This window comes from Pseudonocardia sp. MH-G8, from assembly GCF_002262885.1.
Lineage (GTDB): Bacteria > Actinomycetota > Actinomycetes > Mycobacteriales > Pseudonocardiaceae > Pseudonocardia.
On the sequence record NZ_NKYF01000001.1, the window covers coordinates 25,474 to 45,780 of the forward strand.

The 20,307-nt window shown below is 72.7% G+C and carries 18 protein-coding genes; 12 read left to right on the top strand and 6 right to left on the bottom strand.

Annotated elements, in window-relative coordinates; translation table 11 throughout:
* Positions 1-19: 19 nt before the first annotated feature.
* From CFP66_RS00115 to CFP66_RS00130, 4 genes are all read left to right on the top strand, one after another.
* On the top strand, positions 20-898 hold the full coding sequence (locus CFP66_RS00115; protein ID WP_094919707.1) for a LysR family transcriptional regulator: 879 nt from the start codon (positions 20-22) through the stop codon (positions 896-898).
* Positions 899-1,014: 116 nt separating this feature from the next.
* Positions 1,015-2,409, top strand: coding sequence for a M20 family metallopeptidase (locus tag CFP66_RS00120; RefSeq protein ID WP_094919708.1), 1,395 nt, complete (start codon positions 1,015-1,017; stop codon positions 2,407-2,409).
* Positions 2,410-2,432: 23 nt separating this feature from the next.
* The gene (locus tag CFP66_RS00125; RefSeq protein WP_094919709.1) at positions 2,433-3,719 is read left to right on the top strand and encodes an MFS transporter; all 1,287 of its coding nucleotides are present in this window, start codon (positions 2,433-2,435) and stop codon (positions 3,717-3,719) included.
* 98 nt (positions 3,720-3,817) lie between these two features.
* Entirely contained in the window at positions 3,818-5,227 is a 1,410-nt protein-coding gene (locus tag CFP66_RS00130) for a GntP family permease (RefSeq protein ID WP_094919710.1), read from the top strand.
* On the opposite strand, the gene CFP66_RS00135 is transcribed toward CFP66_RS00130, so the two are convergent.
* The 3 genes from CFP66_RS00135 to CFP66_RS00145 all read right to left on the bottom strand — a co-directional run bounded on the left by CFP66_RS00135 (position 5,217) and on the right by CFP66_RS00145 (position 8,375).
* Positions 5,217-5,978 carry a FadR/GntR family transcriptional regulator gene (locus CFP66_RS00135; protein WP_094919711.1) on the bottom strand — a complete coding sequence of 254 codons (762 nt, stop codon included), beginning with the start codon at positions 5,976-5,978 and terminating at the stop codon, positions 5,217-5,219. The two genes, CFP66_RS00130 and CFP66_RS00135, sit on opposite strands and share 11 nt — an antisense overlap.
* 50 nt (positions 5,979-6,028) lie before the next feature.
* Positions 6,029-7,525, bottom strand: a complete 1,497-nt coding sequence (gene glpK, locus CFP66_RS00140; protein WP_094921285.1) for a glycerol kinase GlpK — start codon at positions 7,523-7,525, stop codon at positions 6,029-6,031.
* An 85-nt stretch (positions 7,526-7,610) separates the two neighbouring features.
* A complete protein-coding gene (locus tag CFP66_RS00145) occupies positions 7,611-8,375 on the bottom strand; it encodes an IclR family transcriptional regulator (protein ID WP_094919712.1) in 765 nt (254 codons plus the stop codon).
* Between the two features lie 139 nt (positions 8,376-8,514).
* Between CFP66_RS00145 and CFP66_RS00150 the strand changes: the two genes are divergently transcribed.
* From CFP66_RS00150 to CFP66_RS00165, 4 genes are all read left to right on the top strand, one after another.
* Complete coding sequence (locus CFP66_RS00150; protein ID WP_094919713.1) at positions 8,515-9,327, top strand: MIP/aquaporin family protein; 813 nt, start codon at positions 8,515-8,517, stop codon at positions 9,325-9,327.
* Between the two features lie 23 nt (positions 9,328-9,350).
* Positions 9,351-10,868, top strand: a complete 1,518-nt coding sequence (gene glpK, locus CFP66_RS00155; RefSeq protein ID WP_094919714.1) for a glycerol kinase GlpK — start codon at positions 9,351-9,353, stop codon at positions 10,866-10,868.
* A gap of 39 nt (positions 10,869-10,907) precedes the next feature.
* Positions 10,908-12,617, top strand: coding sequence for a glycerol-3-phosphate dehydrogenase/oxidase (locus tag CFP66_RS00160; protein WP_094919715.1), 1,710 nt, complete (start codon positions 10,908-10,910; stop codon positions 12,615-12,617).
* Between the two features lie 128 nt (positions 12,618-12,745).
* Complete coding sequence (locus CFP66_RS00165; protein WP_094921286.1) at positions 12,746-13,264, top strand: DUF1772 domain-containing protein; 519 nt, start codon at positions 12,746-12,748, stop codon at positions 13,262-13,264.
* On the opposite strand, the gene CFP66_RS00170 is transcribed toward CFP66_RS00165, so the two are convergent.
* Positions 13,233-13,673, bottom strand: coding sequence for a hypothetical protein (locus CFP66_RS00170; RefSeq protein WP_094919717.1), 441 nt, complete (start codon positions 13,671-13,673; stop codon positions 13,233-13,235). The two genes, CFP66_RS00165 and CFP66_RS00170, sit on opposite strands and share 32 nt — an antisense overlap.
* A 56-nt stretch (positions 13,674-13,729) precedes the next feature.
* Between CFP66_RS00170 and CFP66_RS00175 the strand changes: the two genes are divergently transcribed.
* The 4 genes from CFP66_RS00175 to CFP66_RS00190 all read left to right on the top strand — a co-directional run bounded on the left by CFP66_RS00175 (position 13,730) and on the right by CFP66_RS00190 (position 17,904).
* Complete coding sequence (locus CFP66_RS00175) at positions 13,730-14,725, top strand: threonine/serine dehydratase (protein WP_233159018.1); 996 nt, start codon at positions 13,730-13,732, stop codon at positions 14,723-14,725.
* A 28-nt stretch (positions 14,726-14,753) separates the two neighbouring features.
* Positions 14,754-15,821, top strand: a complete 1,068-nt coding sequence (locus tag CFP66_RS00180) for an NAD(P)-binding domain-containing protein (RefSeq protein WP_094919718.1) — start codon at positions 14,754-14,756, stop codon at positions 15,819-15,821.
* Positions 15,822-15,912: 91 nt separating this feature from the next.
* Positions 15,913-17,400 carry a DHA2 family efflux MFS transporter permease subunit gene (locus tag CFP66_RS00185; protein WP_233159019.1) on the top strand — a complete coding sequence of 496 codons (1,488 nt, stop codon included), beginning with the start codon at positions 15,913-15,915 and terminating at the stop codon, positions 17,398-17,400.
* Positions 17,401-17,448: 48 nt separating this feature from the next.
* The gene (locus tag CFP66_RS00190; RefSeq protein WP_094921291.1) at positions 17,449-17,904 is read left to right on the top strand and encodes a Uma2 family endonuclease; all 456 of its coding nucleotides are present in this window, start codon (positions 17,449-17,451) and stop codon (positions 17,902-17,904) included.
* Here CFP66_RS00190 and gndA read toward each other — a convergent pair whose 3' ends face one another.
* Together gndA and CFP66_RS00200 are read right to left on the bottom strand one after the other, a co-directional pair.
* The gene (gndA, locus tag CFP66_RS00195; RefSeq protein ID WP_198961267.1) at positions 17,905-19,353 is read right to left on the bottom strand and encodes an NADP-dependent phosphogluconate dehydrogenase; all 1,449 of its coding nucleotides are present in this window, start codon (positions 19,351-19,353) and stop codon (positions 17,905-17,907) included.
* 85 nt (positions 19,354-19,438) lie between these two features.
* Positions 19,439-20,305: an LLM class F420-dependent oxidoreductase gene (locus CFP66_RS00200; protein WP_094919720.1), complete on the bottom strand. Its 867-nt coding sequence runs from the start codon at positions 20,303-20,305 to the stop codon at positions 19,439-19,441.
* Positions 20,306-20,307 lie beyond the last annotated feature (2 nt).

Sequence of the window (20,307 nt, forward strand, 5' to 3'; positions counted from 1 at the left end):
CCCGTTCCTCGACGCGGGGTTGCGCTACTTCCTCGCCGTCGCGCAGGCCGGCTCCATCGCCGAGGCCTCCTCCGAGCTGCACGTGGCGGCGTCGGCGATCAGCCGCCAGATCGCCCGCCTCGAGCACGGGATCGGCGTGCCGCTGTTCGAGCGCCACCCCCGCGGCATGGTGCTCTCCGACGCCGGGGTGCGGCTGGCCGCGTTCGTGCGGCGCAACGTCGCCGACGTCGAGCAGGTGGTCGGCGAGATCCGCCGCTCCGGCGGCGGGCACCGCACCCGGATCCGGGTGGCCAGCGCCGAGGGCTTCGCGTGGGACCTGCTGCCGGAGGCGATCGCCTCGTTCCACCGCGCGCACCCGGACGTCGGGTTCGGCCTGCACGTGACGTCGTCGGCCGCGGCCACCGAGGCGGTGCGCGACGCCGCCGCCGATCTCGCCGTCACGTTCAGCCTCACCCCCGCCCGGGACGTGCGGGTGGAGTACTCCCAGCGCGAGTACGTGCACGCCGTCGTGAACGCCACGCACCCCGTCGCCGCCCGTCCGGCCGTGTCGCTCGCCGAGCTGCGCCCGTACGCGCTCGCGATCGTGGACGACTCCACGACCGTCCGGCAGCTGTTCGACATCTGCTGCAGCGCGGGCGGGCTCACTTTCGACCCGGTCCTGGAGACCGACTACTCAGGGGCGCTCTACACCTTCGCGAAGCTCGCCGACGCCGTCACGCTCACCGGGCGGCTGCCCGCTCGGCGGCGCCTCGCGGCCGACGGGCTCGTCGCGGTGCCCGTCACCGACCGCGAGATGCACCGGCGCTACCTGCAGATCCAGTCGACGGCCGGGCGCACGCTCCCGCCCGTCGTGCAGGAATTCCTGGCCCACCTCGTCGAGCGCGTGCGGTCCCCCTGACCCGCTGCCGTGCCGACGCGGCAAGGGTCGTTGCCGAATCGGTGATGGTCGCGCCCGCACCCGCCCCATACGCTTCCGCGCAATCGTCGCCGAGCAGCAGAGGGGCAGCTTCGAGTATGTCGCGCACCGACGCCATCGCGCGGGCCGCCGGGTACGTCGACTCGGGCGCGTTCCGCACCGAGCTGAGCCGCCGGGTCGCGCTGCGCACCGAGAGCCAGGACCCGGCGTCGCTCCCCGAGCTGCACCGCTACCTGACCGACGAGATCGGCCCGTCGCTGGACCGCATCGGTGCGCAGTGGCGCGTCGTCGAGAACCCGCTCCCCGGCGGCGGGCCGTTCCTCGTCGGGCACCGGGACGAGGACCCGGCGCGCCCCACCGTGCTCGTGTACGGGCACGGCGACGTCGTGCTGGGCCAGCCCGAGCGGTGGCGCGACGGGCTGTCTCCGTGGACCGTCACGGTGGAGGGCGAGCGCTGGTACGGGCGCGGCACGGCCGACAACAAGGGCCAGCACACCCTCAACCTCGCGGCGCTGGAGCAGGTGCTCGCAGCGCGGGGCGGGCGGCTGGGCTTCAACCTCAAGGTCCTCGTCGAGACGGGCGAGGAGGCCGGGTCGGCCGGGCTGCGCGAGATGGCCGCCGCCCACGCCGACGAGCTCGCCGCCGACGTGCTGATCGCCTCCGACGGCCCCCGGCTCGCGGCGGACCGCCCGACGGTGTTCCTGGGCTCGCGCGGGGCCGTGGGGTTCACGCTGGGCCTCGACCTGCGCGAGGGCACCTACCACTCCGGCAACTGGGGCGGGCTGCTGCGCAACCCGGGCACCGTGCTGGCCAACGCGATCGCCTCGCTCGTGGACGAGCGGGGTGTGATCCGCGTGCCCGAGCTGCGGGCTCCCGCGATGCCGGAGCCGGTGCGGCGCGCGCTGGCCGACATCTCCCCCGGCGGCGGCCCGGACGACCCCGCGATCGACGACGGCTGGGGCGAGCCGGGCCTGAGCCCTGCCGAGCGCCTGCTGGGCGCCAACGCGCTCGAGGTGCTCGCGTTCACCACCGGCACGCCGGACGCCCCCGTGAACGCCATCCCGGCCACCGCGCGGGCGCACTGCCAGCTGCGTTTCGTCGTCGGCACCCCCGCGCAGGACCTGCCGCGGATCGTGCGCGAGCACCTCGACGCCCACGGTTTCGGCATGGTCGAGGTCGACGTCGACTTCGCCATGGCGGCCACGCGCGTCGACCCGGACCACCCGTGGGTGCGCTGGTCGGTGGCGTCGATCGCGACGACCACCGGGGCGCCGCCCGCCGTGCTGCCCAACCTCGGTGGCTCGCTGCCCAATGACGTGTTCACCGACGTCATCGGGGTGCCGACGGTCTGGGTGCCGCACTCCTACCCGGCGTGCGCGCAGCACGGACCCGACGAGCACCTGCTCGCCCCCATCGCGCGCGAGGGCGCGCAGATCATGGCCGGGCTGTTCTGGGACCTCGGCGAGGCCGGGCCCGACGGCCCGCCCGCCTGACGAACTGCGGAAGGGACGCCCGGATGTCGGATGCTCCAGAGTCGGTGCAGAAGACGCGGCAGCCCAGCGCTGCCCGGATCATCACGGCCGCCTGCGTGGGCAACGCCCTCGAGTGGTACGACATCGCGGTCTACAGCTACTTCGCCGTGTACGTCGCGAAGGTGTTCTTCCCCTCCGGGGACCCGACCAGCGCGCTGCTGCTCGCGCTCGGCACGTTCGCCGTGTCGTTCCTGATCCGGCCGCTCGGCGCGGTCGTCCTCGGCTCCTACGCAGACCGGGCGGGCCGCAAGCCCGCGCTCGCCCTGTCGATCATGCTGATGGTGCTCGGCACGCTGCTCATCGTCGTGATGCCCTCCTACGAGACGGTCGGGCTGCTCGCGCCGCTCGGGATCCTCGTCGCGCGGCTCATCCAGGGGTTCTCCGCGGGCGGCGAGTTCGGCAGCGCCACCGCGCTGATGGTCGAGCACCTGCCCGGCAGGCGCGGCTACGCGGCCAGCTGGCAGTTCGCCAGCCAGGCCGCGGCCACGCTGCTGGCCGCCACGCTCGGCACCGTGCTGACGTCCACGCTGACCGAGGACCAGCTGCTGTCGTGGGGCTTCCGGATCCCGTTCGCGATCGGCCTCCTGGTGGGGCCGGTCGGCTGGTACATCCGGCGGCACGTGCCGGAGGCGCCCGAGTTCGCCGCGTCCCGCGCGGCGGACCCCGACCACTCCCCCGGCCGCGTCGTCCTGCGTGAGCAGAAGGGACGCGTGCTGCTCACGATCGGCGTGCTCGCGGCGACGACCTGCCTCAACTACCTCATCAGCTACATGCCGACATTCGCCATCAACAACCTCGGCCTGCCGGCGTCGACCGGGTTCGCGGGCGTGCTGGTCGGCGGGGTCGTGCTGCTGTTCGCGACGCCGCTGGCCGGGCACATCTCGGACCGGTACGGGCAGATCACGCTCATGGTGCCGGCCGCGGCGCTGATCCTGGTGTCGATCTACCCGCTGTTCACGCTGCTCGTCGCCGCCCCCGGTCTGGGCGTACTGCTCGGCATGCTGGCCCTGCTCTGCCTGTTCAAGGCCTTCTACTACGGCCCGATGGGCGCGCTCATGGCGAACCTGTTCCCGCCCGAGACCCGCGCCACCGGCATGGCGGTGGGCTACAACATCGGCGTCGCGGTGTTCGGCGGCTTCACCCCGTTCATCGCCACCTGGCTGATCGCCACCACCGGCAGCGACCTCGCCCCCAGCTTCTGGGTGATGACCACGGCCGTCCTGAGCCTGATCGCCCTCGTGACCATCCGGCGCCGCACGGACCTGCGCTGATCCCGTCCCCGCGGAGCGAGCGACCCGCTCGTCATTGATATCACCATTGAACGTAAGGTCGGCGCACCCTCATCCGAGCCGACCTCAGGAGTACCGCCGTGGACGACGTGGTTCCCGCACTCGGGACCGTGCCACTGCTACTGATCGCCGTGGCGGCAGTGGCCCTTCTGCTGCTGCTGATCATCGTGCTTCGCCTGCACGCGTTCGTCGCCCTGGTGCTGGTCAGCGCGCTCACCGCGATCGCGACCGGCATCCCGGTGAACGAGGTGGTCGACACCTTGCTGGACGGGTTCGGCTCGACGCTCGCCAGCGTCGCGCTGCTCGTCGGGCTCGGTGCGATGATCGGGAAACTGCTGGAGGTCACCGGCGGCGCCGGCGTCCTCGCCGAGACCCTGATCGGCCGGTTCGGCGAGAAGCGGGCCCCGCTCGCGCTGGGCATCGCCTCGCTCCTGTTCGGCTTCCCGATCTTCTTCGACGCCGGGTTCGTGGTGTTCCTGCCGATCATCCTGAGCGTCGCGAAGCGGTTCGGCGGTTCCGTCCTGCTCTACGCCCTGCCCTCGGCCGGCGCGTTCGCCACCATGCACGCGTTCGTCCCGCCGCACCCCGGCCCGGTCGGCGCCGCGGGCATCCTCGAGGCCAACACCGGGCTCGTGCTCATCATGGGCCTGCTCATCGGTGTGCCGACGTGGTTCGTCGCGTCCTACCTGTTCGGGCTGTGGGCCGGGCGCCGCATCGACCTGCCCGTGCCGGACGCGTTCGGCGCCGAGGAGGACCGCGGCGAGGACACCGGTGGCACCGGCGGCGTCGTCGCCCGGACGACCACCGCGCCGCGGTTCAGCACCGTGCTGATCCTGCTGCTGCTGCCCCTGGTGTTGATCCTGCTCAACACCGGGCTCAACACCCTGGCCGTCGAAGGCCTCGTGGACGCCGACACCTCCACCGTCGGCGCGCTGCGGCTGGTCGGCGAGACCTCGATCGCGTTGCTCATCACCGCGATCGTCGCGATGTTCGTGCTCGGCCGCGAGCGGTTCAGCCGGTCCCAGGTCGAGTCGATCGTCAACTCCTCCCTCGGCCCGGTCTGCGCGATCATCCTCGTCACCGGGGCGGGCGGCATGTTCGGCGGCGTGCTCCGGGCCAGCGGGATCGGCAGCGCGCTCGCCGACAGCCTGAGCGCCATCGGGCTGCCGGTGATCGTCGCCGCGTTCATCATCGCGCTGTGCCTGCGGGTCGCGCAGGGCTCGGCCACGGTCGCCCTGACCACCACCGCCGGGCTCATCGCCCCGGTCGTCGCGCAGAGCGGGATGTCCTCGATCGACCTCGCGCTCGTCGTGATCGCGATCGCGTCCGGGTCCACCGCGCTGTCCCACGTCAACGACTCGGGGTTCTGGCTCGTCGGCCGCTTCCTCGGGATGGACGAGAAGACGACGCTCAAGACCTGGACGGTCATGGCCACGCTCATCGGCCTGATCGGGTTCGCGCTCTCGTCCGTCCTCAGCCTCATCCTCTGACGTCCACCCCGGGCGGGGGCTCCCGGTCGGGGAGCCCCCGCCGGGCCAGCACCTCGGCCACGATCTCCTGCATCGCGTCCCGGGCGGCGTCGGCCTCGCCCGCGACGACGGCCGCGGCCACCGCCCGGTGCCCCTCCAGCGCCTCCGGGCGAGGCCGCGCCGGCATGAGGCGGTTCACGGTGCGCCCGGTGAGCACCTCGGCGACGACGTCGGCGAGGGCGGCGAACATCTCGTTGCCCGAGCCGCGCAGCACCAGCCCGTGGAACGCGATGTCCTGCTCGAGGAACGTGTCGAGGTCACCTGCCTCGCCGGAGACCGTCATCGCGGCGGCCAGGTCGGCGAGTTGCTCGCGCTGCTCGGCCGTGGCGTGGTGGGCGGCCGCCGCCGACGCGGGCGGCTCCACCGCGGCGCGCAGCGCGGTGAGCGAGCGCAGCTGCTCCTGCCGGCCGCGACCGGCCAGCCGCCAGCGGACCACCCGCCGGTCGAACACGTTCCACCGCTCGCGGGGCTGGACGCTGATGCCGACCCGGCGCCTGCCGGTGGCGAGCCCCATCGACTCCAGCACCCGCACCGCCTCCCGCGCCACCGTGCGCGACACCTCGAACCGGGTCTCGATCCGGTCCAGGGTGAGCACGGCGCCCGGCGGGAGGTCGCCTGCGGCGATGGCCGGGCCCAGCACGTCGAGGACGCGGTCGTGCAGCGTGGTCGGCCGCTCGGCCGCCACCGCGGGATCGACGCCGAGGGCACTCATCCAGGCAGGGTAATGGGCGAGGTGACCGACCCGACCGGCTGCGACCGGGGTCAGTCGGCGGACGGCTCCTGCACCCAGCCGTAGCTGCGGTCGACGGCCCGGCTCCAGTTCTCGTGCTCGCGGCGGCGCAGGGCGTCGTCCATCGTCGGCTCCCAGGCGGCCGCGCGGTGCCAGTTGGCGCGCAACACCTCCAGGTCCGGCCAGTGCCCCACCGCGAGGCCCGCGGCGTAGGCCGCCCCCAGCGACACCGCCTCGGAGCCGAGGGGCCGCTCGACGGGCACGTCGAGGACGTCGGCGACGAACTGCATGAGCAGGTGGTTGGCGGTCATGCCGCCGTCGACCTTGAGCCGGGCGACCGGGACGCCGGAGTCGGCGTTCATCGCGTCGACGACCTCGCGGGTCTGCCAGCCGGTGGCCTCCAGCACGGCGCGGGCGAGGTGCCCGCGGTTGATGAACGAGGTGAGCCCGACCATCACGCCACGTGCATCGGGGTGCCAGCGCGGCGAGTACAGCCCCGAGAAGGCCGGCACGATGTAGCAGCCGCCGTTGTCGGCGACGGTGCTGGCGAGCGTCTCGATCTGCGCGGCCGTGGCGATCATGGCGAGCGAGTCGCGGAACCACTGCACGAGCGATCCCGTCACCGCGATCGCACCCTCGAGCGCGTACACCGGGGAGTCGCCGAGCACGTAGCCGACGGTCGGGATCAGCCCGTGCGTCGACTCGGCGAGCTGGCTGCCGGTGTTCATCAGCAGGAACGCGCCGGTGCCGTAGGTGCACTTGATCTCGCCGGGCGAGAAGCACGCCTGCCCGACGAGGGCGGCCTGCTGGTCCCCGAGCGCGCCCGCGACCGGCACGCCCGGGAGCACGGTCGTGCAGGTGCCGTAGACCTCGGCGTTGGGGCGGATCTCGGGCAGCATCCGGCGCGGGACCGCCAGCACGTCGAGCAGCGCGTCGGACCACTCGAGGGTGCGGATGTCCATCAGCATCGTGCGGCTGGCGTTGGTGACGTCGGTGACGTGGCGACCGGTCAGCCGCCAGATCAGCCAGCTCTCCATCGTGCCGAACAGGACGTCGCCCGCCTCCGCGCCCTCGCGCGCGCCGGGCACGTGGTCGAGCAGCCAGCGCAGCCGCGGCCCGGCGAAGTAGGTGGCCGGCGCCAGCCCGCACACGTCCTTGATGAGCGGCGCGTGCCCGTCCTCGACCAGGCGGGCGACGATGCCGTCGGTACGGGTGTCCTGCCAGGTGATCGCGCGCGCGAGCGGCACCCCGGTGTGCCGGTTCCAGATGACGGTGGTCTCGCGCTGGTTGGCGATGCCGAGCGCGACGAGGTGCTCGGGCCCCAGGCCCGCGCTGCGCAGCGCGGCCGGCACCACGCGCGTGACGTTGCGCCAGATCTCCGCGGCGTCGTGCTCGACGAGCCCCGGGCGCGGGTAGTGCTGGCGGTGCTCCCGCTGGGCGACGGCGAGCATCCGCCCGGACCGGTTGAACAGCAGGCACCGGGTCGACGTGGTGCCTTGGTCGATGGCGGCCACGACGCGCTCACTCACGATGCCCCCGCCCACCGGATTGCAGCAGAGCCACTTCCATGCCACCGCGTTGCGTGGAAGTGGCTCTGCTGCGACAAGTCGGCCCTCACCGGCTCGCCACCAGCGCTGCCGAGATCTCTCGCGCCGCTCCCACCAGATGCTCGGCCAGCGAGGGGCGGAGCTCGCCGCCGATGCCGTAGAGCTCCTCCACCGGCCCGACGATGCCGATCGCCCCGACCGCGATCCCCCCGCTGGCCCGCAGCGGCGCGGCCGCGCCCCCCGTACCGGGCTCGTACTCCCCCGTCTCGCTCGCCCAGCCCCTCCTTCGGGCCAGGGCGAGCTGCGCCTCCAGCGCGGCCACGGTGGTGCAGGTGCGGCCGGTCCAGCGCTGCAGATCCAGATCGCGAGCGGGAGGCGTGGCGACCGGCGCGAACGCGAGCAGGCACTTGCCGAGCGCGGTGGCGTGCAGCGGCTGCTCCTCGCCGGTGCGGATCCGCTGGTGCGAGCCGTCGGGACGGAAGACGTGGTGCACCAGGCGGACCGCGCCCGTTGCGGCGACGCCGAGGTGCACGGCCAGTCCGCTGCTGCCCGCGAGCGAGTCGGCCCAGTTCATGGCACGGCCACGCAGGTCGTGCCGGTCCCAGCCGCCGCTGCCCAGCTCCTGCAACGCGGAGCCGAGCCGGTAGCGGGCCGAGGCGAGTTCCTGGTCGACGAACCCGACGTCGCGCAGCGTGCGGACGATCCCGTGCGCCGTGGGACGCGGGAGGTCCAGCGCGGCGGCGATCTCGTTGAGCCCGAGCGGCCGGTCGATGCTGCCCAGCAGACGCAGCATCGCCGCGGCCCGTTCGATCGACTGGATGGAACCCGGCATGCCCGCACTCTACGACGCTGTGAGGTGCGTCCGATCGACGGTTCGACAATGCCGAACGTTGGGCGTTGACCTCGGCGCTCCTGCTTCCTAGCGTCCGCAGCACCCGCTGAGCGGCGGGCCTCATCCAGGGAGGACTTCGATGTCGAAGAACTCGTACGTCGGGGAGTTGAGTGCCGAGTTCTTCGGCACCATGATCCTCATCTTGTTCGGCGTCGGCGTGGTGGCGCAGGTGGTGACGGCACCCGACGGCAGCATGGGAGACCACGACTCGATCGCGTGGGCCTGGGGCATCGGCGTCATCCTCGGCGTCTACGTCTCCGGCCGCCTCAGCGGCGGCCACATCAACCCGGCCGTGACGATCGCCTTCGCCGTGTTCTCGGGCTTCCCGTGGCGCAAGGTCGGCCCCTACATCCTCGCCCAGACGCTCGGCGCGTTCGTCGCGGCGCTGATCGTGCGGGTCGTCTACGCGGACCTCATCGCGAAGGTCGACCCGGAGCACACGATCGACTCCCAGCTGATCTTCTCCACGCTGCCGGGCAACGGCGTGGAAGGCGTGAGCATCGGCACCGCCTTCTTCGACCAGATCGTCGGCACCGCGATCCTGCTCTTCCTGGTCTGCGCGGTGGTCAACGCGCGCAACAACCCGCCCCTGTCGAACCTGGCCCCGGTGGTGATCGGCCTGATCGTGGTCGGAATCGGCATGGCGTGGGGCGGGAACGCGGGGTACGCGATCAACCCGGCCCGTGACTTCGGTCCCCGGCTGGCCTCGTTCATCACCGGGTACGAGACGGCCTGGCTGGACCAGACCGGCACGCTCTACTTCTGGGTACCGATCATCGGCCCGATCATCGGCGGGCTCATCGGTGCGGGGCTGTTCCAGTTCCTGGTCGCCCGCTACCTCCCGACCGACGACGCGACGCCCACGCCGGTGGGCCGCGACATCCCCCAGTAAGCGCAGAAGGAGCGGAGACACTCATGGCCGAGTTCGTCGGTGCCATCGACCAGGGCACGACCAGCAGCCGATTCATGATCTTCGACCACTCCGGCAACGAGGTGGGCCGCCACCAGCTGGAGCACGAGCAGATCCTCCCGCAGGCGGGCTGGGTGGAGCACAACCCGACCGAGATCCTGGAGCGGACCTCGTCGGTGATCCAGAGCGCGCTGAACGGCGCGAAGCTCAACGCGTCCGACCTCGCCGCGGTCGGCATCACCAACCAGCGCGAGACCACGGTGGTGTGGGACAAGCGCACCGGGCGCCCGCTCTACAACGCGATCGTCTGGCAGGACACCCGCACCGACCGCATCGCCTCCGCGCTGGAGCGCGACGGCCGCGGCGACGTCATCCGCCGGAAAGCCGGCCTGCCCCCGGCCACGTACTTCTCCGGCGGCAAGATCCAGTGGATCCTCGAGAACGTCGACGGGGCACGTGAGGCGGCCGAGCGCGGTGATGCGATCTTCGGCAACACCGACTCGTGGCTGCTGTGGAACCTCACCGGCGGCCGGGACGGTGGCGTGCACGTCACCGACCCGACCAACGCCAGCCGCACGATGCTGATGGACCTCGAGACCCTCGACTGGGACGACGAGCTGCTCGGCTTCTTCGGCATCCCGCGCTCGATGCTGCCGCAGATCCAGCCCAGCTCGAACCCGGCCGGTTACGGCACCACGCGGGCGACCGGGCCGTTCGGCGACGAGCTGCTGATCACCGGTGACCTCGGCGACCAGCAGGCCGCCACCGTCGGGCAGGTGTGCTTCGCGCCCGGCGAGGCGAAGAACACCTACGGCACGGGCAACTTCATGTTGCTCAACACGGGCACCGAGCTGGTGCGCTCGAACTCGGGCCTGCTCACGACCGTCTGCTACCAGTTCGGCGACGAGCCGGTCGTCTACGCGCTGGAGGGCTCGATCGCGGTCACGGGATCCGCGGTGCAGTGGCTGCGCGACCAGCTGGGCATCATCTCCGGCGCGGCGCAGAGCGAGGCGCTGGCCCGGCAGGTCGAGGACAACGGCGGCGTGTACTTCGTGCCGGCGTTCTCCGGCCTCTTCGCGCCCTACTGGCGCTCGGACGCCCGCGGCGCGATCGTCGGGCTCTCGCGGTACAACACCAACGCGCACCTGGCGCGGGCCACGCTCGAGGCGATCTGCTACCAGAGCCGCGACGTCGCCGAGGCCATGGAGAAGGACTCGGGGGTCGCGCTGGACGTGCTCCGGGTCGACGGCGGCGTCACCGCCAACGAGCTGTGCATGCAGATCCAGGCCGACGTGCTCGGCGTGCCGGTGAGCCGGCCCGTTGTCGCGGAGACCACTGCGCTGGGCGCGGCGTACGCGGCGGGGCTCGCCGTCGGGTTCTGGAAGAACACCGACGAGCTGCGCTCCAACTGGAACGAGTCGAAGCGCTGGGAGCCGCAGTGGAGTGACGAGCAGCGCACGACCGGGTACGAGCGCTGGAAGAAGGCCGTGACCAGGACGTTGGACTGGGTAGACGTCGACTGAGGCCCGAACACCGGCGTCGCTTCGAAGGAAGGAACCACCATGAGATCGGTCGCGCTCTCCCCGCAGGCCCGTGAGGCCGCGCTAGACGCGATGAGCTCGACCGAACTCGACGTGCTGGTCGTCGGGGGCGGTGTCGTGGGCAGCGGAGCCGCCCTCGACGCCGCCACCCGCGGCCTCACCGTCGGGCTCGTCGAGGCCCGCGACTTCGCCTCCGGCACCTCGAGCCGGTCCAGCAAGCTCATCCACGGCGGCCTGCGCTACCTGGAGATGCTGGACTTCCGGCTCGTCGCCGAGGCGCTGCAGGAGCGCGGGCTGCTCATCCAGACGCTCGCGCCGCACCTGGTGAAGCCGGTGCCGTTCCTGTACCCGCTCACCCACCGCTGGTGGGAGCGGCTCTACGCGGGTACGGGCCTGGCGCTCTACGACACGCTGGGCCTGCTGTCCGGCCGCTCCCGCGGCGTGCCGGCACACCGGCACCTCACGCGGCGCGGCGCGCGCAAGGTCGTGCCGTCACTGCGCAAGGACGCCCTGGTGGGCGCCCTGCTCTACTTCGACGCGCAGGTCGACGACGCCCGGCACACGATGTTCCTCGCCCGCACGGCGGCCTCCTACGGCGCGCACGTCGCGTCCCGGGCCCGCGTGGTCGGGCTGCTGCGCGAGGGCGAGCGGGTCACCGGCGCCGAGGTGCACGACCTCGAGTCCGGCCGCACCATCCAGGTGCGGGCCCGGCAGGTGATCAACGCCACCGGCGTGTGGACCGACGAGACGCAAGGCCTGGTCGGTGAGCGCGGGCAGTTCCACGTGCGGGCGAGCAAGGGCATCCACCTCGTCGTGCCGCGCGACCGCATCCGCGGCGACTCGGGGCTGATCCTGCGCACCGAGAAGTCCGTGCTGTTCGTCATCCCCTGGGGCCGGCACTGGATCATCGGCACCACCGACACCGACTGGGAGCTCGGGCTCGCCCACCCGGCGGCCAGCGCGGCGGACATCTCCTACCTGCTCGATCACGTGAACGAGGTGCTGGAGCAACCGCTCACGCACGAGGACGTCGAGGGCGTCTACGCCGGGCTGCGGCCGCTGCTGTCGGGCGAGTCGGAGTCGACCTCGAAGCTCTCGCGCGAGCACGCCGTGGCGCACACCGTTCCGGGGCTGGTGGTCGTGGCGGGCGGCAAGTACACGACCTACCGCGTGATGGCCAAGGACGCCGTGGACGCCGCGGTGCACGGCCTGCACATCAAGGTGCCGCCGTCGGTCACGGAGAACGTCCCGCTGCTGGGGGCGGAGGGCTTCGAGGCGCTGAAGAACTCCGCACCGGTGCTCGCCGACAAGTACGGGCTGCACGAGGCGCGGATCCTGCACCTGCTGGGCCGCTACGGCTCGCTGATCCACGAGGTGCTCGAGCTCGTGGTGGCCGACCCGACCCTCGGCGAGCCGCTCGCCGGGGCGCCCGACCACCTGCGCGCCGAGGTCGTCTACGCGGCCTCGCACGAGGGTGCCCGGCACCTCGACGACATCCTCGCCCGCCGTACCCGCGTCTCGATCGAGACGTTCGACCGGGGCACGGGCGCGGTCGAGGAGGTCGCGCGGCTGGTCGCGCCGGTGCTCGGCTGGAGCGACGCGCAGGTCGAGCGGGAGGTGGAGCACTACCGCAAGCGCGTGGAGGCCGAGCGGGAGAGCCAGAAGATGCCCGACGACGAGACGGCCGACTCCGCCCGGATGGGCGCCCCGGAGGTCGTGCCCGTGGTGTGAGCCCCGTCCGAGCAGGGCGGACACGCCAAGAGACGTATCCGGACGCCGCTCGCGTACGTCGAGACGCGTCGTCGAACCGCGCGTGCGGGCGGACGACCCGCCCGCACGCCGGACATAGCGTGCTGCTCATGTCCAGGCAGCGGTTCGCCCTCACGGTGTCGACGGTCTACGCGTGGATCGCGGCCGTCGCGTTCGGCGGCATCCTCGTCGAGACCGTCGTCATCTACCCCAACGTGTTCCACGACGCCCCGGCGTCGCTCGCGGAGTCGATGGAGTTCTTCGTCGTCACCGGCCCGGCCGACCTGTTCCCGCCCCTGGGCGCGCTCACGGTGGTGGCCGCGGCGACCACCCTGGTCCTGTTGCGCCGATACCCGGCTGCGCGGTGGTGGATCGCGGCGAGCCTCACGTCCCTGCTGCTCGGCGAGTTCCTGTACTCCGCGCTCTACTTCTGGCCGCGCAACGACATCATGTTCACCGAAGGCCTCGCCGTGCACTCGGTCGAGTTCCTCCGGCGGACGGCCGTCGAGTTCGAGGCCGGCCACCGGCTACGCCTGGCGATGAGCGGTGTGACGGCCGCCCTCGCGTTCACCGGGCTCCTGCGGTTCCACCGGCAGGTCAGTCCTCGTCCCACACCGCCAGCAAGCTGACCAGCACGAAAACCTGCACCTCACACGGGAGGCCGGGCAGGTCGGCCTCCGCCTCGCCGAACCAGGCGCTGGTGCGCCGCACCGCGCCGACGGGCTCGCCGTCGCGCACCAGCACCTGGTCGCGGCGGAACGCCGAGGGGCGCTCGAACGTGTGCGTCACCCCGCCGGTCTCGAGCGTCCAGGTCAGCCTGCCCACACCGTCGGCGAGCGCGACGAGGGCGCCCGCGTCGTCACGCAGGCGGTAGCGCCGTCCCGTCCAGCCGCCGCGGGCCACGTCGTAGGTCCGGCCGCCCAGCTCGAAGGTGCCCCCGCCGATGAACGCCGACGGCTTCCACGTGCACACCGCAGCGCCGTCGCACGTGATGTCGTACCGGGTGCTCAGCAGCCCGGTACGCGACGCCCTCAGCACGCAGCCAGTGTTCCCCACCGGGAGTCCCGTGCGTACATCCGGCGTAGCGTGGCGCGGTGCCGGATCTGATCTCTCTCGACCACATCGCCGCGGCGGCCGACCGCATCGCCGGGCACGTGCTGCACACCCCGACCGTCCCCAGCCCCGGCCTCAGCGCCCACCTCGGCGTGCCGGTGACCTGCAAGCTGGAGCTGCTGCAACGCACCGGCTCGTTCAAGCCGCGGGGCGCGGTGCACAAGCTGCTCGGCCTCACCGAGGCCGAGAGCGCTGCGGGCGTGGTGGCCGTCAGCGGCGGCAACCACGGCGTCGCGGTCGCCGACGCCGCGGGCACGCTGGGCATCGCCGCCACGGTCGTGATGCCCGAGGCCGCCCCGCAGCGTTCGGTCGCGGCCGCCCGCGCGGCCGGCACCGAGGTCCGCCTCACCCCGGACATGGCCGGCGCCTTCGCGCTCCTCGACGAGCTGGTGGCCGAGGGCCGCACCCTCGTGCACCCCTTCGACGACCCGGTCGTGATCGCCGGGCAGGGCACGGTCGGGCTGGAGCTCGCCGCCGACGCGCCCGAGGTCACCGACGTGCTGGTGAGCATCGGCGGTGGCGGGCTGATCGCGGGGGTCGCCGCGGCCGTGCGCGCCTGCCGTCCCGACGTGCGCGTGTGGGGTGTGGAGACCGAGGGCGCCGACGCGATGTCACGGGCGCTGGCCGCAGGCGCGCCGGTGCCCACCACGCCGAGCTCGATCGTCACCACGCTCAGCGCACCGCGGGTCTCGGAGCTGACGCTCGCGCACGTCAGCGCACTGGTGGAAGACGTCATCGTCGTCCCCGACGCCGACGCCGTGCGCGGCAGCCTCACCGTCGCCGAGGAGGCGAAGGTGTGGGCCGAGCCCGCCGCAGGCTGCCTCGTTCCCGCCGCCCACCAGGTCCTCGAGCGCGTCGGGTCCGGTGCGCGGCTCGGGTTCGTGCTCTGCGGCGGGAACGTGACCAGCACCGACGTCGCGGACTGGGTCGAGCGGTTCGGCGCCACGCCGTTCCCCGCGCGCGTGCCCGTGGGCTGACGGGACTGCCGGGGGCGCCGCGCGCGTTGTGCGAGGCGTGGACACGCAGGTCGTGGTGATCGGGGCGGGGCAGGCGGGACTGTCGGCCGGGTACGGGCTGCGCAGGGCCGGGCTCGTGCCGGGCCCCGGGTTCCTCGTGCTCGACGGCGAGGACGGCCCCGGCGGGGCGTGGCGGCACCGCTGGCGGACGCTGCGCGTCGACCGCGCCCACCGCATCGCGAGCCTTCCCGGCCTGCCGTTCGAGCCCGCGGACACCACGCGGCCTGCCGCGGAGATCGTCCCGGCGTACTTCGACGCCTACGAGCGGGTGTTCGACCTGCAGGTGCGCCGGCCCGTGCGGGTCGGCGCCGTCCGGTCGGACGGGCCCGACCTGCTGGTCGACACGGACGCCGGCACCTGGCGCACCCGCGCCCTGATCAACGCCACCGGCACCTGGACCCACCCGTTCCGCCCCCGCTACCCCGGCGCGGACTCCTTCCGGGGTAGGCAGCTGCACCCGGCCGACTACACCGGTCCGGACGAGTTCGCCGGGAAGCGGGTGGTGGTCGTCGGCGGCGGGACGTCCGCGGTGCAGCTGCTGATGGAGATCGCCCCGGTCGCGTCCGGGACCACCTGGGTCACCCGCCGCCCGCCGGTGTTCCACGAGGAGCCCTTCGACGACGAGTGGGGCCGCGCGGTCGTCGCCCGCGTCGAGGAGCGGGTGCGGGCCGGGCTGCCACCGGAGAGCGTGGTGAGCGCCACGGGACTGGCGCTCACCCCCGAGGTGCGGGCGGCGCAGGCCGCGGGCGTGCTGCACCGGCTGCCGATGTTCGCGCGGATCACACCGGACGGCGTGGAGTGGGCCGACGGCAGCTCCGCCCCCGCCGACGTGATCCTCTGGGCCACCGGCTGGCGTCCGGCGCTCGGTCACCTCACCCCGCTGCGGCTGCGCGGCCCGGGCGGCGGCGTGGCGCTGGAGGGCACCCGAGTGAGCTCCGACCCGCGCATCCACCTGGTCGGCTACGGCCCGAGCGCCAGCACGATAGGCGCCAACCGAGCGGGACGGTCAGCGGCAAGGGAAGTGCTGACGCAACTGAGGGAGCCGGCGGTGGCATGACGCCCGGCTGTACGAGCGGCACCTTCGTACCGCTCCATCGGACGGGGGTGCCGCTCGTACAGCCGGATCCGGTACGGGCGAGGATTTGCTCGTGAGCATCGGGGCACGAGCTTCGTCCCTCAGCGCTTGGCCTGCGCTGTGGGCGCTCGTCCTGGGCTTCTTCATGATCTTGGTGGACGCCACGATCGTGCAGGTCGCCACCCCCGCGCTGATGCGGGAGCTGGGCGCCGACGTCAACGCGGTCGTCTGGGTCACGAGCGCGTACCTGCTCGCCTACGCCGTGCCGCTGCTGATCACCGGGCGGCTGGGCGACCGGTTCGGGCCCAAGCACGTCTACCTCGCCGGGCTGGCCGTGTTCACCCTCGCGTCGCTGTGGTGCGGGCTCACCGGCACCGTCACGCAGCTGGTCGTGGCGCGCGTGTTCCAGGGCCTGGGCGCGGCGCTGATGACACCGCAGACGATGGCCGTGATCACCCGGACGTTCCCGGCCGACCAGCGGGGCCGGGCGATGAGCCTCTGGGGCGCGGTCGCGGGCGTGGCCACTCTGGTCGGCCCGATCCTGGGCGGCGTGCTCATCGACGCGCTGGGCTGGGAGTGGATCTTCTTCATCAACGTGCCCGTCGGGGTGGTCGGGTTCGTGCTGGCCCTGCGGCTGGTCCCCGCGCTGCCCACGCACGTGCACCGGTTCGACCTGCTCGGCGTGCTCCTGTCGGCCGTGGGCATGTTCCTGCTGGTGTTCGGCATCCAGGAGGGGCAGACGTTCGAGTGGGGCCCGATCGTCGGGCCCGTCCCGGTGTGGGCGCTCATCGTCATCGGTGTCGTCGTACTCGCGCTGTTCGTGCTGTGGCAGGCGCGCAACCAGGCCGAACCGCTCGTCCCGCTCACGCTGTTCCGGGAGCGCAACTTCACGCTGGCCACCGTCGCGATCGCCACCGTCGGCCTGTCGGTCACCGCGCTCGGGTTCCCGTTGATGCTCTACGCCCAGAACGTGCGCGGGCTCGGTCCCACCGGGGCTGCGCTGCTGCTGGCCCCGTCGGCCGTCCTGTCCGGAGTGCTCGCGCCCTACGTCGGGCGCCTGGCCGACCGCGCCGACCCGCGCTGGATCGCGGGCACCGGGATGGTGCTCATGCCGGTCTCCCTGCTGTGGCTGGCCGCGGTGCTGCGGCCCGACACGTCGGTGTGGTGGCTGCTGCTGCCGATCGCGCTCAACGGCGTGGCCAACCCGTTCCTGTGGGCGCCGATCGGCAGCACCGCCACCCGCCACCTGCCGATGGCCCAGGCCGGAGCGGGCAGCGGCGTCTACAACACCACGCGCCAGGTCGGCGCGGTGCTCGGCAGCTCCGGCATCGCCGCGATCATGCAGATGCGGCTCACCGCGCTCGCGCCCGGCGCCGCCGGGCACACCGACGCCGGCGCCGGCCCGCTGCCGCCGCAGCTGCACGCGGGCTACAGCGCCGCGATGGCCCAGTCCCTGCTGCTGCCCGCCGCGGCGCTGCTGATCGGGCTGGTCGCCGTGCTCTGCTTCGCCCCACCCTCCCGCCTGCGCACGCCGTCACCACCGGCGGTGGGCGGCGACTGACCCGGCCCGGCCTGCTCCGCCCTGCCCGTGCCGCCTGCGCCGCTGCCGATGTCGGCCGCCGAATTCGCTGCGCTGCCCGAGGACGCCGAGGCCCGGTTCGAGCTGCAGGAAGGCGCGCTGGTGATGCCCCCGAGACCCGTTCCCGTCCGCCAGGACTGTCTGTTCGAGCTCGGGTCGCAGTTGCGGCCACAGGTTCCCGCGCACCTCAAGATGCTGCTGGAGGTCGACGTCGACCTGCAGCTGGTCCCGCCAGGCCGGCCGGGCACGGTGCGGGTACCGGATCTCGTGGTCATCACCCGGGCGTCGTTCGACCGGGTGCGCAACGAGGGCGGCTTGCTGCGCGCCGCCGAGGTCGTGCTCGCCGTCGAGATCCTTTCCACCGGATCACGGCGCACCGACGGCGTGGTCGAGCACGGCGAGTACGCCGACGCCGGACCGGTCACGGGCTCCTTCGCGAGCGAGGTCCCGTTCCCGGTCCGGGTCGATCTCACGGCCCTGGGCTGATCACCCGTCCGTGCGCACCTCGGTGCCGTCCTGGGACCACCGGGTGTGGAAGGAGCCCTCGCCGTCGGTGCGGCGGTAGGTGTGCGCACCGAAGAAGTCGCGCAGGCCCTGGATCAGGTTCGCCGGGCCGCGCTCGCGCCGGTAGCCGTCGTAGTACGAGAGCGAGCTGGCGAACGCCGGGATCGCCACGCCCTGCTCGGTGGCGGTCACCACGACCCGCCTCCACGCGTCCTGCGCGTTGGCCACGGCCTCGGTGAAGTACGGCACCATCAGCAGGTTCTCGATGTCACCGTGCTCGGTGTAGGCGTCCCGGATCCGGTTGAGGAACTGCGCGCGGATGATGCAGCCGCCGCGCCAGATCGTGGCCATCGCGCCGAGGTCGAGGTCCCAGTCGTTCGCCTTCGACGCCGCGCGCATCTGCGCGAACCCCTGCGCGTACGCCACGACCTTGCTCGCGTAGAGGGCCTGGCGGATGTCCTCGACGAGGTCGCCCCGGTCCTCCCCCGCACCGGGTGTCGGCCCGGCGAGGGTGGTGGACGCGGCCTTCCGCTCGTCGCGCAGGGCCGACAGCCCGCGAGCGAAGACCGCCTCGGTGATGCCGGTGAGCGGGACGCCGAGGCCGAGCGCGTCGACGGCCGTCCAGGTTCCGGTGCCCTTCTGCTGGGCCTCGTCGACGATCACGTCGATCAGCGGCCCACCGGTCTTCTCGTCGGTCTTCTGCAGCACAGTGGCGGTGATCTCGATGAGGAAGCTCTCCAGGTCGCCGGAGTTCCACTCCTCGAAGATCTTGCCGATGGCCGGCGCGTCCAGCCCGGCCACGTGCGTGAGCAGGTCGTAGGCCTCGGCGATGAGCTGGATGTCGGCGTACTCGATGCCGTTGTGGACCATCTTGACGTAGTGGCCGGCACCGTCCGGGCCCACGTGCACGCAGCACGGGGTGCCGTCGACGTTCGCCGCGATGCCGGTGAAGATCTCCTCGACCTCGGCGTACGCCTCCACGTCGCCGCCGGGCATGATGCTCGGCCCGAGCAGCGCACCCTCCTCGCCGCCGGAGACCCCGACGCCCATGAACCGCAGGCCCCGCGCGGCGCACTCCTGCGTGCGGCGCAACGTGTCGGGGAAGTGCGAGTTGCCGGCGTCGATGATGATGTCGCCCTCGTCGAGCAGGGGCGCGAGCTCCTCGATGACGCCGTCGACGGGCGCACCGGCCTTGACCATCACGATGATCCGCCGCGGGCGTTCCAGCGCCGCCACGAAATCCTCGACGCTCTCCGCGGCGGTGAACGCACCCTCGGAGCCGTAGGCCTGCATGAACTCGCGGGTGCGGGACGCCGTGCGGTTGTGCACGGCGACCGGGGTGCCGCGCCGGGCGATGTTGCGGGCCAGGTTGGCCCCCATCACGGCCAGCCCGGTCACGCCGATACGGCTCTTGCCGTCTGCCACGGTGATCGTTCTCCCTCGTCGGTGGGGCGCTCCGTCGGGCGCACGCTACCGCCAACCCCCACCCCGACCCGCGTGTTCCTGCACCCCGGGGTCAGAAGGCCTTCGCTGCCGGTACGACCTCGCGGCCCAGCAGCTCCAGCGGCGTGATCTCCGAGACCCGCGGCACCCAGCCGTGCGCCTCCTGGACGCCCAGCTTCGCCAGCCCTTGCAGCTGTGTCAGCAGCTCGTCGACCTTCGCTCCCTTCTCGCCGGGGTCGAGCGGCACCATGACGGTCTTCTCGATCTCGTCGTAGTCGCGCCCGACCGCCTCGCAGTGCCCGCGCAGCACGTCCAGCTTGTGCTCCAGATCCGGTCCGGCGAACAGGTTGCATGCCTGCGCGTACTGCGCCACCAGCCGCAGTGTCTTCTTCTCCCCGCCACCACCGATGAGGATCGGCGGGGTGCGCAGCGGCTGGGGCCGGTTGAGCGTGCGCTCGAGCTGGTAGTGGGTGCCCGCGTAGGGCTCCTCGCTCTCGCTCCACATCTGCCGCACGATCTGCAGGGTCTCCTCGAGCCGCTCGAACCGCTCGGCCGTGGGCGGGAAGGACAGTCCGAGACCGCGGGCCTCGTCGCCGTTCCACGCCGCCCCGATCCCGAGCATCGCGCGCCCGCCGGACAGGACGTCGAGCGTGCTCACGAGCTTGGCGAGCATCCCGGGCTCCCGGTAGCTCACCGCGGTGACCCACGCGAGCAGCTCCACCCGCGAGGTGCGGGCGGCGAGGTAGCCCAGCGTCGTGTACGCCTCGAGCATCTCGTGCTCGGGCGGGCCGAGCACGCTGATCTGCCACACGTGGTCCATGACGCTCACGCGCGTGAACCCGGCGTCCTCGGCGGCGACGGCCACGCGCGTCAGGTCGTCGGCAAGCCGGGCCGGGCCCGCCGGGAAGGTGAAGTCGGCGATGTGCAGACCGATGTCCACTG